This is a genomic window from uncultured Ralstonia sp. (assembly GCA_913056305.1).
In the GTDB taxonomy this organism is placed as follows: domain Bacteria; phylum Pseudomonadota; class Gammaproteobacteria; order Burkholderiales; family Burkholderiaceae; genus Ralstonia.
This window is the reverse complement of the sequence record CAJXMR010000012.1, coordinates 1-14,605: the sequence shown is the minus strand read 5'-3', so window position 1 is coordinate 14,605 and position 14,605 is coordinate 1. Positions and strand designations below refer to the sequence as shown.

General features: G+C 65.3%; 12 protein-coding genes and 2 pseudogenes. 8 read left to right on the top strand and 6 right to left on the bottom strand.

Annotation, left to right across the window (positions count from 1 at the left end; translation table 11 throughout):
* The 6 genes from QZ609_RS03850 (at position 1) to QZ609_RS03825 (ending at position 5,298) form a co-directional block, all read left to right on the top strand.
* On the top strand, positions 1-510 hold the full coding sequence (locus QZ609_RS03850; RefSeq protein ID WP_295491298.1) for a hypothetical protein: 510 nt from the start codon (positions 1-3) through the stop codon (positions 508-510).
* Between the two features lie 48 nt (positions 511-558).
* On the top strand, positions 559-1,350 hold the full coding sequence (locus tag QZ609_RS03845) for an outer membrane lipoprotein-sorting protein (protein ID WP_295491295.1): 792 nt from the start codon (positions 559-561) through the stop codon (positions 1,348-1,350).
* 108 nt (positions 1,351-1,458) lie between these two features.
* The gene (locus tag QZ609_RS03840) at positions 1,459-2,214 is read left to right on the top strand and encodes a hypothetical protein (RefSeq protein WP_295491293.1); all 756 of its coding nucleotides are present in this window, start codon (positions 1,459-1,461) and stop codon (positions 2,212-2,214) included.
* 90 nt (positions 2,215-2,304) lie between these two features.
* A complete protein-coding gene (locus QZ609_RS03835; protein ID WP_295491369.1) occupies positions 2,305-3,882 on the top strand; it encodes a cytochrome c in 1,578 nt (525 codons plus the stop codon).
* A 140-nt stretch (positions 3,883-4,022) separates the two neighbouring features.
* Positions 4,023-4,646, top strand: coding sequence for an SCO family protein (locus QZ609_RS03830; protein WP_295491291.1), 624 nt, complete (start codon positions 4,023-4,025; stop codon positions 4,644-4,646).
* A gap of 19 nt (positions 4,647-4,665) precedes the next feature.
* Positions 4,666-5,298: a lytic transglycosylase domain-containing protein gene (locus tag QZ609_RS03825; RefSeq protein WP_295491288.1), complete on the top strand. Its 633-nt coding sequence runs from the start codon at positions 4,666-4,668 to the stop codon at positions 5,296-5,298.
* Between the two features lie 26 nt (positions 5,299-5,324).
* On the opposite strand, the gene QZ609_RS03820 is transcribed toward QZ609_RS03825, so the two are convergent.
* Positions 5,325-5,612, bottom strand: coding sequence for a high-potential iron-sulfur protein (locus tag QZ609_RS03820; RefSeq protein ID WP_295491285.1), 288 nt, complete (start codon positions 5,610-5,612; stop codon positions 5,325-5,327).
* Positions 5,613-5,729: 117 nt separating this feature from the next.
* Positions 5,730-7,079: a cytochrome C gene (locus QZ609_RS03815; protein ID WP_295491282.1), complete on the bottom strand. Its 1,350-nt coding sequence runs from the start codon at positions 7,077-7,079 to the stop codon at positions 5,730-5,732.
* Between the two features lie 502 nt (positions 7,080-7,581).
* Here QZ609_RS03815 and QZ609_RS03810 point away from each other — a divergent pair.
* Positions 7,582-9,516, top strand: a complete 1,935-nt coding sequence (locus tag QZ609_RS03810) for a potassium transporter Kup (RefSeq protein ID WP_295491279.1) — start codon at positions 7,582-7,584, stop codon at positions 9,514-9,516.
* A 391-nt stretch (positions 9,517-9,907) separates the two neighbouring features.
* On the opposite strand, the pseudogene QZ609_RS26725 reads toward QZ609_RS03810, so the two are convergent.
* The 3 genes and pseudogenes from QZ609_RS26725 to QZ609_RS03795 all read right to left on the bottom strand — a co-directional run.
* Positions 9,908-10,099: pseudogene (locus QZ609_RS26725) on the bottom strand (hypothetical protein); the annotation flags it as partial.
* 404 nt (positions 10,100-10,503) lie between these two features.
* Complete coding sequence (locus QZ609_RS03800) at positions 10,504-11,226, bottom strand: haloacid dehalogenase type II (RefSeq protein WP_295491273.1); 723 nt, start codon at positions 11,224-11,226, stop codon at positions 10,504-10,506.
* Positions 11,227-11,259: 33 nt separating this feature from the next.
* The gene (locus tag QZ609_RS03795; protein WP_295491270.1) at positions 11,260-12,075 is read right to left on the bottom strand and encodes a MipA/OmpV family protein; all 816 of its coding nucleotides are present in this window, start codon (positions 12,073-12,075) and stop codon (positions 11,260-11,262) included.
* A 211-nt stretch (positions 12,076-12,286) separates the two neighbouring features.
* Here QZ609_RS03795 and QZ609_RS03790 point away from each other — a divergent pair, with 211 nt between their 5' ends.
* Entirely contained in the window at positions 12,287-13,888 is a 1,602-nt protein-coding gene (locus QZ609_RS03790; protein WP_365900890.1) for an alkaline phosphatase family protein, read from the top strand.
* Positions 13,889-14,080: 192 nt separating this feature from the next.
* Here the strand turns inward: QZ609_RS03790 and QZ609_RS03785 are convergent.
* A pseudogene (locus QZ609_RS03785) lies at positions 14,081-14,605 on the bottom strand (substrate-binding domain-containing protein); the annotation flags it as partial.

The window sequence follows — 14,605 nt, the reverse complement described above, 5'->3', positions numbered from 1 at the left end:
ATGAGCGGGCGGACCCACGCGCCGATGGCGCTCATGGCAGGGCTGGCAGTGGCGGCGGCGCTTGGCGCATGTTCAAGCGCCCCGTTCTGGCCCGGCGGCAGAACGGCGGGCCCTGTCGCTCAGGCGCAAAAGGACTCGCCCTACCTCCCGATGAAGGCGACCGGCCACGCAATGCTGTACTACGGTGCCTACGCCGGCATCAACGAACCCCACGTGCGGCTGACGGCGTCGGGCAATCTGATCCGGCTCAGCTACCGCGTGATCGATCCGGCGGCAGCAAGGGTGCTGGCGGACAAAAACGTGATGCCGTATCTGTTTGGTCAGCGCAGCCGCGCGCTGCTGCAGGTGCCCGCGATGGATACCGTCGGGCAATTGCGCCAGACGGGGCAGCTGCAGCCGGGGAGGGTGTACTGGATGGTGTTTTCCAACAAGGGCAACCTGGTCAAGCACGGCGATCGCGTCAACGTGGTGGCCGGCGCTTTTCATCTGGATGGATTGATGGTCGAGTGACCTGGCGACGGCATCCGGCCATACGCCAGACATGAAGAGGGGGCTGTGATGACACGTTTTCACTTGCTGGCAGTGAGCCTGGCGTGCGCGCTTGCCGCATCTGCCGCCGCGGCTGCTGATTCAGGCCGGCTCAGCGCGGCGCAGATTGCCGAGCGCAACGTTGCTGCGCGGGGTGGCCTGCAGGCATGGCGCGCGGTCAATACGATGGTGATGTCCGGGCAGATGGACGCAGGCGGCAAGAAGAATTCGACCCTGCCGTTCGAGATGACGATGAAGCGGCCTCACAAGAATCGCCTCGAACTCCGTTTTGCAGGGCAGGCGGCGGTGCAGGTGTACGACGGTACGCAGGGCTGGAAGGTCAGGCCTTTCCTTGGCCGCGACGAGGTCGATCCTTATACGCCGGAGGAACTGAAGTCGGCCGCGGCCTCGTCCGAACTGGATGGACCGCTGGTGGACTACGCCAGCAAGGGCACGCAGATCGCCATGAACGGCACGGACATGGTTGAGGGGCACCGCGCCTACAAGCTGAAACTGACCATGAAGGACGGTTCCACCAAGCACGTGTGGGTCGACGCGGCGACGTTCCTAGATATTAAGATCGATGGCGAGCCGCGCAGGCTTGACGGCAAGATGCGTGATGTCGCCGTCTACCTTCGTGACTACCGGACCGAGCACGGCCTGAAGGTGCCGCATGTGCTCGAAACGGTGGTGCAGGGCGTCAAGCAGACCCACAAGATCACCATCGAACGCGTGGCGGTGAATTCACCTGTCGACGACGGGCTGTTCAGTAAGCCAGCACTGGCAAGTGTGCAAACGGGAGCGCAAGCTGGCCACCACTAAGTGGGCGTGCAAACCGGGGGGATTGCAATCATGAGACGGATTGCAGCGTTGGCGCTGGCTGTATGCCTTTCAGCTTGCGCGGGCGGTACCGAGCAGAACGCGGCAGGCATGCCTACCGTGGCGCAAATCGTTGAGAAGAATGCCGCTGCGCGTGGCGGTGCAGACGCATGGCGCAAGATCAACACAATGGTCTGGGTTGGGCACGTGGATAGCACCAACGCGCCCGCACACTTTGTCCTGGCGATGAGTCGCCCGAACAAGACCCGCTTCGAAATCGTTTCGATGAACCGCATGGCTTTGCGCGTCTACGACGGCACGCAAGGCTGGAAGCTACGTCCAATGCGGCGCGGCGAGGGCCCGACTGTGCAGCCGTACTCGCCGGAAGAGCTCAAGTTTGCCCATGACGAACAGGTCATTGATGGCCTGCTGATCGATCATGCCGAGAAGGGCATCGCGATCAAGCTGGAAGGCACGGAAGACGTGGACGGCCACAAGGCGTTTCGGCTGGGTGTGCGGATGCCATCCGGTGCGGTGCGCCATGTCTGGGTCGATGCGGAAACATTCCTCGAGCTGAAGTACGAACGCGAGGCGCGTGGCCTGCAGGGGCAGCCGGTCAGGATCACCGTGTACTACCGCAACTACCAGACCGTCGAATCCGTCAAGCTGCCGCTGCTCATCGAAAGCAATGCGGGGCCCGGACAGGCAGGCGACAAGATCATGATCGACAAGGTGCAGTTCAACCCTAAATTGGACGACAGCTTGTTCGCTCGGCCACTGGTCTCGTCCGACCACAGCCGCTCGGTGGAGGTGCGTCCGGACACCGGGCCGGGTTCCCCTATGCCGCGCAGCGTGCCTGCTCAATAGCAACGGAGGCGCGCCGTGACCCCTCTGCATGGCAGCCGGCGCAGGTGGAAAGCGGGTTTCCGCGCGCTGCTTGCGGCGTGTTCCATCACATTGCTCGCCGTGCCTGCGGGCCCGGCGGGCAGCGCAATCTCGACCGACCCGGGCGAGGCGATCTTCCGCCAGGGCGTGCTTCCCTCCGGCGCGCCTCTGGAGGCCATGCGTGACGGCGGCCTGCGCATGGACGGCGCGGCGGCAGCCTGTGTCAACTGCCATCGGCGCAGCGGCCTCGGCTCGAAATCGGGCTTGACGAACATCCCGCCGATCACCGGCCGGTATTTGTTCCACCCGTCCGCCAAAAGCGCCGAGGACCTCGATATCCCCTACGTCGAGACCATGCGCAGCGATCACGAGCCGTACACCGATGCGACGCTGGCACGGGCGATCCGTGACGGGATCGATGCCCAGGGGCGACCCCTCAACTATCTGATGCCGCATTTCGCGCTGGACGACAGCGAGATGGCGGCCTTGATCGCCTATCTGAAGCGGCTCGACCCGCGCCGTGCGCCTGGCGTGGGCGACGGTGTGCTGCACTTTGCGACGATCATCACGCCGGACGCTGATCCGGTGAAGCGCCAGGGCATGCTGGACGTGCTGGAGCACTACGTTGCGGAAAAGAACGCGTTTCCGTTTGGCGCCACGCCGCCGCTGCGGTCGTCGCGCAAGATGATGTACATGGTCAACCGGCAATGGCAACTGCACGTCTGGGACCTGCGCGGGCCGCCGGAAACGTGGGGGACGCAACTCGAGCAGCATATGGCTGCCGAGCCGGTCTTTGCCGTGATCTCGGGGCTGGGCGGCAAGAACTGGGCGCCCGTGAGCGCATTCTGCGAGCGTGCCGCGGTGCCGTGCCTGTTTCCGAACGTCGAGGTTCCCGAGACCGGCCATGACGACTTCTACGCGCTGTATTTCTCGCGCGGCGTGTTGCTGGAGGCCGGGCTGTTCGCCACGGAAATCGGCGATGCGGTCCGCAACCATGCGCTCAAGGCCGTGCGCCAGGTCTACCGCAGCGGCGACAACGGCGAAGCCGGCGCGCGGGCACTGGCCCGGAGGCTGCAGGAGCGGGGCATCGACGTGACGAGTCGCGCGCTGGCACCGGGCGAGAGCCTGGCGAAGGCGCTGGGCGGCATGCGCCGCGACGATGCGCTGGTCCTCTGGCTGCGCCCGGCCGATCTCGCTGCGCTGGGCAAGACTGTGCCGCCGCATACCGTGTTCATCTCGGGGCTGATGGGCGGCCTTGAGCGTGCGCCGTTGCCGGCGAGCTGGCGCGACGTGACACACATCGCCTATCCATTCGACCTGCCGGAGCGCAGGCGCGTGCGCGTCGACTACGCGCTCGGGTGGTTTGCGATCCGGCATATCCCGATCGTGGACGAACAGGTGCAGGCCGACACGTTCCTGGCGTGCGGGCTGCTTGCCGAGACCTTGGGCCACATGGCCGATACCTTCGTGCGCGACCATCTCGTGGAGATCTTCGAAGACATGGTCGAGCGCCGGGTCATCACCGGCTACTACCCGCGCCTGAGCCTCGCGCCTGGGCAGCGTTTCGCCTCCAAGGGCGGGTATATGGTGCATTTTTCCGAGGCCAGCGGGACGCGCATCGCCGCGGATGGTGACTGGATCGTGCCCTAGCAACGCTGCGTCGCGACACCCCTGTTGCACGGTAGCGCCGCGGCTGGATTTCCCTACCGGCCCGGTGGGGTGATCCTCCTGCCGATCCGTTGTGTGGATGTCCACAATGAAGAGGAGAACCATCCAGCCCGGAGGGCAACATGAACCCTGTTTTGCGCGTATCCATGCGCCTGGCCGCACTGGCGGCAGCCGCCATGGTTGGGATCTCGGCGCCGCCGGCGTCGGCGCACGACGAGACCGATCCGCATGCGCACCATCACATGATGCGCAACATGAAGATGTCGCAGGTGGCCTACAACCTGCCCGACGTGATGCTGGTGCGTGACGACAATCGCACCGTGTCGTTCAAGGACGAGATCAATGATGGGCGGCCCGTGGTGCTGACGTTCATCTACACCACCTGCACGTCGATCTGTCCGGTGATCAGCCAGACGCTGTCCCAACTGCAGAGCAAGCTCGGCGCCGACCGGGACAAGGTGCACCTGGTGTCGATCTCGATCGATCCGGAGAACGACACACCCGAACGCCTGCGCGCCTATGCGGCCAAGTTTGGCGCGGGGCCGGAATGGCAGCATTACACCGGCACGCTGGCCGCCAGCGTGGCGGCGCAGAAGGCCTTCAACGTGTTCCGGGAGGACAAGATGGACCACAACCCGGTGGTGCTGCTGCGCGCCGCGCCGGGCAAGGACTGGCTGCGTATCGACGGCTTTGCCACGGCTGACGAGCTGCTCGATTCGTTCCACATGCTCGTCGCGGCGCATTGACGCACTGGTGGGGGCGCAGATGCATGCATCGCTCACGGGCGCCGCGCTGGCCACGGCCCTGGCCGTGGGCATGGCATGGGCGCAGCCGGTGCAGGCGCAGATCTTCGGCACGGTGCGGGCGGACGGCACGGTGGTCCTCACCAACTTGCCGACCAGCTCGCGCAGCCCGGGCTTGCGCGTGATTGTCGCCAAGCAATCGGAGCCCGCTTCGGCTGGGGCCGAGAGCGCGCACGCGGCCGGCACCGGCGTGATCGACATGTCCCGCTTTGGCGACATCATTTCGGAAGCCGGCCGCAAGTGGAATGTCCAGCCCGAACTGCTGCAGGCCATCATCGCGGTCGAATCGGGCTTCAACCCGCGCGCCGTGTCCAGGAAGGGCGCGCGCGGCCTCATGCAGCTCATGCCGGAAACCGCCCGGCGCTTTGCGACGGGCGATCTGTTTGATCCACGCACCAACGTGCATGCCGGCGCGCAGTATCTGCGCCTGCTGCTGGACCTGTTTGGCGGCAACATCGAGCTGGCCCTGGCGGCCTACAACGCCGGCGAGAACGCGGTGATCCGCGCCGGCTACAGGATTCCAGCCTTTGCGGAGACGCAATCCTACGTGCCGGCGGTGATGGCGCACTACCGGCGGCTGTCGACCGCCATGTAGTGCGTCGTTCGCGCAAGCCCCAAGCCCTAGCGGCGCGAGAACGCCATGCACCAGCCGGTCGGGCTGACGGGGCCACCGATGACCTTGCACGTGCCCGTGTCGGGCGCGGATTCGGGCCCCGGCTTGAACGCCGTGCAATCCGAGCACTTCTGGCCGTTGTTGGGGCTGTCCTGGTAGTGGAGCATCGCCTTGTTGCCAGCGCTGGCCTGGGCACACCGAGGGTAGAACACGATCGGGGCCAGCACGATGGTGCCTGCCACGCTGGCACTTCGGCGCAGCATGGTCCGGCGCGAGATGGTCTTGGTTGGGTTCATGGCCTGCGCTCCCTAATTGCTGCCGGTTGCGACAGTGACGACACACGTCATGTCCGTTTCGATACGCCGAACCTGCAGGGACATCTGAAAATGAACGGCGTATGGTTCTCCGCGTGCCTAGAACATGAACCAGGCGAAAAAGAACAACGTGTTGTTATCGCGGGCCCTGCGCATGGTGCCGTCGTAATTGGCGGAGCTGCCCAAGAACTTTGTGTAGCCCGTGTACTGAATGCCGAGTCGAACATTCATTTGCGGATCGAATGGGACCTTGAACTTCGGCCACCAGTCGAGTTCGACGATGTAGCCCGTGGTATCCGGCGTGCCCGTGGTGGAGCCGAATCTTAAGAAGTCAGGATCGCCCGTCACCTTGAACACTCCGGCGGTCACGCCGTAGGTGTGGTCGTACACGTAGGTTGCCTTGGCGCGGGCGGAGCGCAGCTTGGACGTGGGGTTGTCGTTGAGCCCGTTGGGGAAACCCGTGCGCCATTTCGTTCGCTCGTCGATGTAGGTCGCCTGGGCGCTGATGATGTGATGATCATCCGGGGAGATGTATTGGAATTGCGCGTCGAATCCCAGGTCGTGGAATTGGTCCGCTGGCAATCCGGATTCGGGTGTTGCAACGTCGGCAATGGTGCCAAAGTGCCCCAGCGATAGATTCTGGTGTTCATCGCCGAGGGTATAGGCAATGCGCCAATACGGATTGGCGCCGGTGAGCAACACCCGTTGATTGTCCGGGTTACCGAGTTGCAATGCCGAGAGCCATCCTTTTGCCGTCTGATATGACGTCCCCTCTAAGTACAGCGAATCAAAGAGGTACGTATATGCGCCGATGCCCGCGACGCGCACGCCCCGCTCGAGAAAGGTCGGGGTGCCGCGGCCCGGTGCGGCAACACTCGGGCTCCAGTAAGGGAAACTCCAGGCCGGCGCGGTGTTGTAGACATCCTGCACGGTGGGGTTGTTGTGCACCGTCAGGCCGATGACGGTCGGCTTCTCTTCGGAGCCGAATTTTTTCACGAGGCGCAGATCGGTATTGTCGAGCGCGCCATGCCCGGCAAAATTGAGGTTGTCCGCGGTGGTGATGTTGTTGTATGTCCACTGGACAAATGCGCCGGCGTTGTCGGTGAATTTCCCGCCGCTAAAGATGCTGATGGCCTCCAGCACGAAATCCTTGTTCTTCGCAAAGAGCGGCGTTCCGTTTGACTTGTTGGTGTCGTCAGCGATTGAGTTTCTGGAAACGACGGTCATCAACGCCAGCGGTACCTTCTCGCGCTCCCCCATCGTGTATCCGGTCAGCTTGAATTTCCGGCCGAACGGCGTGAGTTCCGGATAGATGGTGTGGCACGACGCGCAATTGAGCCCGGTCTGCCGGGCAAACAGCGGGTTCGCATGTGCCGTCGGCAACAGCAAACAGGTGAACGCAAGCCACAGCGCTGCTGCTGGCTTGAACAGTGCACGCCCAGTCGTCATGGCTTTCCCCTGATGTGCTGCCCGCTGTCACCTCATGACTGCAATGTTAGGTGCCGGGCTTGGGGGATCGAAATGGGGTGGGTTCCCACACTTCTTCTGGGGAGACGTACTACGTTGGCGCGATCCGGGCAGGTCGGGTGGCGCTCGCCAGGACCGCGCGGCATGGCGCTGTCGGCCGTCTCTCGGTTGGTTGGCAGTGACGGAGTCGCCCGGGGCTGCGGCTCGACTCGCGGGCAATCTTCAAGATGCGGCTGGGTAAATCGGAACAACGGCGAGCGCGCAGAGGCCGCTTCCGAAGGCGACATCCTTGTCCAAGGGCAGGCCGGCTTTGCAGGGGCGCGCGCACCGGCGCCGGCGCATTGTTTGGCGCAATGTCAAAACTGTCGAGCTGATGTTGCGCATTCTTGTAAATCATCCAAATCTGAGTGAAGGCTGGCGGGTCGTGCAGCTATAGTGCCCGGGTTCGTCTGACGAACCCTGTCGAACGAGAACCCGTGAGCCCATGCAGACCCAGACCGCATCTTCCGCGCCCCCGCAAGCCTCTCCCACGCAGACTGCCGGCATGGCGGCCCTGGCGCTGGCCGCGCTCGGGATCGTCTTCGGCGATCTCGGCACCAGCCCGCTGTATGCCATGCAGGAGGCGTTCCACGGCACCCATGGCGTGCTGCCCACGCCAGACAACGTCGTGGGCATCGTCTCGTTGTTCCTGTGGTCGCTGATCCTGATGGTGAGCGTCAAGTACGTGTTCGTCCTGATGCGGGCCGACAACCACGGCGAGGGCGGGTTGCTGGCACTGCTGGCGCTGCTGGTGGGCGACCGCACCGGGCGGTCGGCCAACCAGCGCGCGCTGCGCTGGATCCTCCTGGCGATGTTCGGCACCGCCATGCTGTATGGCGACGGCGTCATCACGCCCGCCATCTCGGTGCTCAGCGCGATGGAAGGCCTCGAAGTGGCGACGCCCGCCTTTGCTCCCTACATCGTGCCGCTGACGGTCGTGGTCCTGGTGGGCCTGTTTGCCATCCAGCCGCTGGGCTCGGGCAAGGTGGGCGTGGCGTTCGGGCCGGTGCTCGGCACGTGGTTCGTGGTGATCTTCATCCTGGGCGTGGTGTCGGTGGCGCAGACGCCGTCGATCCTGCTGGCGCTCAACCCGATGCACGGCGTCGCGTTCTTCATCAACAACGGTTTCCACGGCTTTCTCGCGCTCGGGGCGGTAGTCCTGTGCCTGACCGGCGGCGAGGCGCTCTATGCCGACATGGGCCACTTTGGCGCGCGGCCGATCCGCCTGGCCTGGTATGGCCTGGCATTGCCGGCGCTGACGGCCAGCTACCTGGGGCAGGGCGCGGTGCTGCTGCGCGAACCCGCGGCAGCTGCCCGACCGTTCTACTCGATGGTGCCGTCGTGGGGCGTGTACCCCATGGTGGTGCTGGCCACACTGGCCACCATCGTTGCGTCGCAGGCGTTGATCTCGGCGGTGTTCTCGCTCACGCGGCAGGCCGCGCAGCTGGGCTTGTCGCCGCGCGTGACGATCAAGCACACGTCGTCGAGCACGGCGGGGCAGATCTACCTGCCCGGCATCAACTGGGTTCTGATGTTCGCCACCATCGGTGTCGTCCTGCTGTTCCGCTCGTCCGACCGGCTGGCCGCGGCGTTCGGGATTGCCGTTTCCACCACCATGGCCATCACGACGATCCTCTTTGCGGCCTTTGCCCGCGTGCGCTGGAAGTGGCCGCTGTGGCGCGTCGCGCTGGTGGCCGGCACCTTCATGGTGATCGACATGGCCTTCCTGGTGGCCAATGCAATGAAGTTTGCCGATGGCGGCTGGCTGCCGCTGGCGATCGGCTCGCTCACCTTTGTGGCATCGCTGGCGTGGCTGTTTGGGCTGCGCGCGCTGCGCAAATCGCGTCAGGATTCAGGGTTGCCGCTGGACGTGTTTATCGCAAGCCTGGCGGCGTCGCAGCCGTACCGCATCAAGGGCACGGGCGTGTTCCTGATGGCGGCAGGTACGTCGGTGCCGACCACGCTGCTGCATCACCTCAAACATAACCAGGTGCTGCACGAGCATGTGGTGCTGCTCACGCTGCTGACCGAGGAGATCCCGCGCGTGCCACAGGCCGGCCGCTTCACGGTCGAAGCCCTGGAACTTGGCTTCACCCGCATCGTCGCCCGCTATGGCTATCTGGAAGCGGTCGACGTGCCGAAGCTGCTCGAGCGCGTCTCGGTCAAGATCGGCCGTGCCTGCTATGACCCGATGGAGACCTCGTTCTATCTGGGGCGCGAGTCGCTGGTGCCGCCGGAGCGCGGCAATATCTTCAAACGCCTGTTGTTGCATCTGTTCGTGCGGATGCACAAGAACGAGCTGGACGTGACCTCGCACCTTGGGCTGCCGCCAAACCGGGTTGTCGAGCTTGGTGCGCGGCTGGATCTCGTGGCCCGTTGAGCTGCCTGAGCCATCATGGAAAACGCCCCGCATTGCGGGGCGTTTTCCTTTGCGCATCTGAGCGGGCGTGGTGGAGTACCGACGTACAGGTCCGCCCCGCGGGGGGGGGGGGCTACAACTTTTCGGCGGCCACGTGCTTGGCGTGTGGCAGCGGATTGGCTCCACCATCGAAATGCGAACCAGCCGGAAGCTCGGAGAGGTGATGGATCTTCGCGTCGCGGGGTGGGTCCATGTGCGCGTCCTGCGCGTCCACGAACGACATCGCCGTACGCCGCCGCAGGACATGCGATTCACGCGCCTGCGACTCGCGCCACAGTTCCGCCGTGAACTTGAGTCCGGTACGCAGCGCATGCGCACTTTCCTGCCGGCCCTTGCGCTGGTCGGAGACCCGCTCGATGCCTTTCTTGACGACCTCTTCCAGAAAGGTCAGGCGTGCGCGGTAGTAGTCCGCATGCATCTGCGCGTCGAGCACACGCTGTTCGGCCTGGTACAGCTCCATGCGCAACTCGTGCAGTGCGCGCTCCGCTTGCTTCTCGGGAGAGGGGGCGTGGTTCAAGGCCCAGTTTGCAATCCACCGCAACATGGTGAAGCCCTCCTGTTTGTCAGGTGCCAACCCACTGGTGTGGAGACAGGCTGTCGCGACCCGCACGCGATGATCGGAAGCGATCGCCTGCTGAAGTACAGCCTATCAAAATCGCAGCGGTTGCTGGAGGGGGTGGGGCCCCTTGTTGCTAAAAAGAAGCATGGGCCATTTGGATGAGATGCCGGCGGCCGATGTTCTGGTTTGATAGGTGTTTGGCTCGTGCGCGGGCCATCGTCTTCAGCGATGCGCTACTTTGGGGCAGCGCAACCGATTGCGCGCCGTGCCGTTGCATGGCGTTGTCATTTCTACCCAGCCAAGACCGCAGTGACCCCGCCCGTTTGGGTAGGAATTACCAACCAAACGACGTATCAGCGGAACTCGTCTGCTCTGGGCCGGTGCTGAGATCAGGCACCGAGCTGGTCTGCCAGGTCTTCCAGGTTCGTCACATTGCAGTCGAAAGCAGGGTCTGGCGTGATGTCCACCGCCGCCCCCGGCCCGAACTCCAGCGGCCGCGCAATGAACGCCGTACGAAACCCCTGCGCGCGTGCCGCCACCAGATCGTACTTGTGCGATGCCACCATCATGATCTCGCCCGGCGCCACCCCCAGCGATTGCACCGCGAGCGCGTAGACCTTCGGGTCCGGCTTGAACGAGCGCACCAGTTCCCCGCTCAGCAGGCCATCGAAGGGCAGGGCGCCGTGCCGTGCGATGCGTATCACTGAAGCCATGCTTCCGTTCGACAGGGCGGCCGTCAGGTAGCGCGTGCGCAGGCGGGTCAGCCCCGGCACCGTATCGGGCCATGGACGTAGCCGGCTCCACGTCGCGTTGAGCGCATCGCGGTCTTCCGTGCTCACGTGCTGGGCCCAGGGGAAATCGCGCAGCAGGGCGTCCAGCGCTTCACGGTAGATCACGTCGGTGGAGGTCCAGCCCCGTTGACCGGCCAGGATCGCATCCATCCCCGCGCGGTAGCCGGCGCGCCAGCGGGCGATGACCTCGGGCCAATCGGCGACGAAGCCGCGGCGCGCGGCCAGCGCAGCGCCCGCTTCGACGAGTGGGGTGTAGAAGTCCACCAGCGTGCCCTGTGCGTCGAAGCACAGCGCCTTGAGCGTGGCCGGGTCGAACGTCATGCGAGGCGCTTCTCTGGACCGGGCGCCGCCGTTTCAGCGGAAGCGGTAGGTGAGCGAGGCCATCGCCGTGGTTTGCTGGCGGCGCTGGGTGATCGGGCTGTCGGCGGCGTCGCCGCGCAGACGTGCGACCGTCAGCGAGCCGTTGGCGGTCCAGCGGTCGTCCAGCTTGCAGGTGACGATGGCGTTGACATGCAGGTCGCGCACGCCGGCATGCGTGGCGAACACGGGCAGGCCGGAGCGTGCGCTCTGCCCGTCGTCCACGCCAAAGAAGCTGCGGATGTACTGGCCGTTGGTCCAGGACAGTCCCGCGCCGAGGCTGAACATCCAGCGGCCGAGCGGGGCGCTTGCATATGCATCGGCGTTGGCGATCAGGCCCTGGCGGTTGCCGAGGATGTCCTGCTCGGCGTCGGTCGAGAGCGTCAGGAACGACACCGTGTACTGCGCGAACGCCTTGGCGCGTACGGTGGCATTAACGTTGCCCAGGCCATTGAGGCGGGCATCGTCGCCGGCGTGGCGCCAGGTCGGGTCGAACTGGAAGTTGCCGCCCACCTGCCAGGTGTCGTCGTTGGCCAGGTAGACGCCCGCGAAGTCCATGCCCTTCGAGAAGAAGCGGTGCTTGTATTCGATTTCCTGATCGATCCATGGAAACACGAAGCTCGATTTCGCGCCCGGGTACTTGGGTGTCACGAACACCGAGGGGCCGATGGCGACGCTCCAGTCGCCGCTGTTGGCGTCTGCGCTGCTGGTCTGGCTGGTTTGGGCCTGTGCGGCAGAGCCAGACAGGGCTCCCAGGGCAAGCAGGCAGGCGGACACGACGTGGGGCAGGGCACGCGAAGAGAGCACGGGCATGAAAGGGTGGGGTTGAGGGGAACGGCCGGCACGCCATTCTAGCGGGATCGATCAAACGGTTGAGGGCCGCGTGGGCGTTGTCGCAACGGGGTTGGCGGCCGGTCGTTACATCTGTCACGCAAATGACATGGACGGGTCGCCGGACAGACATGCATCGTTGGTAGCGTGGCCGGGCCGTCCCCATGACGGTTTCCCTGAGGAGAGTCCCGTGTTGCCCCCCAAGAAGAGCCTCACCCTAGCTGTACTCGCGTCGATTGCCTGCGGCCTGTCCGCGCATGCGATGGCCGATGACGAGGATGCGCACCGCGCGTACGCCAAGCACGTCCTGCTGATCTCCGTCGACGGCCTGCACCAGGCCGATCTCGACTGGTACGTCAGCAACCATCCGGCCTCCACGCTGGCGCGCCTGGTGCACCAGGGCGTGGCGTACCGCAACGCCCGCACGCCGTTCCCGTCGGACTCCTTTCCTGGCATGGTCGGCCAGGTGACCGGCGGCAACCCCAAGACCACCGGCATCTACTACGACGACGCCTATAGCCGCAGCCTGCTGCCGGCCGGCACCACGGCCGCCAACTGCCACACCACCAAGCCGGGTGCGGAAGTGTTCTACGCCGAGGTCATTGCCAAGGACATGAACCGCCTCGACAGCGGCCAGGGCATCCCCGGCCTGTATGCCGATTTCTCCAAGATCTTCCAGCTGACGGGCCACGCCCAGGACCTGATCGATCCGACCACCTTGCCGGTGTCGCCCGTGACCTGCACGCCGGTGTATCCGCACCAGTACCTGAAGGTCAACACCGTGTTCGAGGTTGCGCGCAAGCACGGCCTGCATACGGCCTGGTCGGACAAGCACGCCGCCTATGAAATCCTCAACGGCCCGAGCGGGCAGGGCATCGACGACCTGTTCGCGCCCGAGATCAACAGCTCGGTGACCGACCCGTCGCTGCCGGGCGGCCCCGGCCCCGACTGGACCAAGGACAACACCAACACCCAGCGCTACGACAGCTTCAAGGTCCAGGCCGTGCTCAACTGGCTCAAGGGCCACGACCACGCTGGCAACGGCACGCCGGGCGTGCCCGCCATCCTGGGCATGAACTTCCAGGCCGTGTCGACCGCGCAGAAGCTGAACAAGTCGGCCTACTACCCGGACCCGAACAACACCGGCAACAAGGTGACGGGCGGCCTGGGCGGCTACACCAACAACGGCACCGTACCGGGCCCGGTGCTGCAGAGCGCGCTCACCTTCGTCGACGACAAGGTGGGCGCGCTGGTGAAGGCGGTCGATCCGTCCAACACGGTCGTGATCCTGTCGGCCAAGCATGGGCAATCGCCGCAGAGCCGCGCCGAGCTCACCATCATCAACGATGGCGACATGACCGACGCCCTCAACTGCGCGTGGGAGAAGTTCGCCGCCACCTGCAAGGATCCGAGCCTGCCGCACCTGATCGCGCACGCCATGGACGACGACGGCATCCTGCTGTGGCTGAACGACCGCTCGCCGGCCGCGCTCAAGTTCGCCAAGCAGTTCCTGCTCGGCTACTCGGGCATGGGCGTGGGGTCGGATGCCGCGGGCAACGCCGTTGCCAAGCCGTTCACGCAGGCCGGTGCCAGCCGCTTCGTGGTGGGCGAGGAGGTTGCCGACCTGTTTGGCACGCCGCCGGCCGACGACCGCATTCCGGACGTCGTCGGCATCGCGCAGCAACTGGGGCCAGACGCTGTAGACATTGGAGCCCACCAGCTGGGTGGTCGGCGCGTCGGGCGCGAGGCTGTCCGACCGGTGCAGGGCCATGCGGCCGTTCTCGTTCACGAGTAGATAGAGCCGGCCGGCGCGGTCGATGGCCAGTGGGCGCCGGTTGGGTTCGCCGCTGGCAACTTCATGCCAGACCGCCCAGCGGCCTTCGGGCGTGCGCCAATGCACGACGCTGCCGCCGCGGCCATTCGTGCTGAAGGCGAAGGCGGGATTGCCGGCAGCATCCAGCACCCAATTCATGACATGGTCCGGCGCGCCTTCGGTCAGCAGCTGGCGCGCGGCGCGGTAGCCGCCGGGGCTGGTGAAATCGCCTTCGGCAATGCGGGCGGTGGCTTCGGGCACGCCCGCCTCGCGCAGCGCGCGGTGGAAACCGGCCAGGCGCTCCGCCGTCACGCTCAATGCCGAAGGCCCACTGATGCAGGCGATGCGGCGGTGGCCGAGGTCCAGCAGATGCTTGGTCGCCATGTACGCGCCTTCTTCGTGATCGACTTGGACCTGATCGGCCTGGATGCCTTCGGTCGGGCGGTCGACCATCACGATGGGCAGGGCGGATTCACCGAGCGCTTCGACCAACGCCGTGTCTGGCCCGGCGCTGCTGACGATGATGCCGTCAACGCGTTTTTCCATCAGCACGCGCAGGTAGTCGCGCTGCTTGCGGGGGTCGTCGTCGGAGTTGCAGAGGATGACGCTGTAGCCGGCGGCGGCACACACATCTTCAATGCCCCGCGCCAGCTCCGCAAAGTAGGGGTTGGTGGCGGTGGGCACGAGCACGCCGATGGT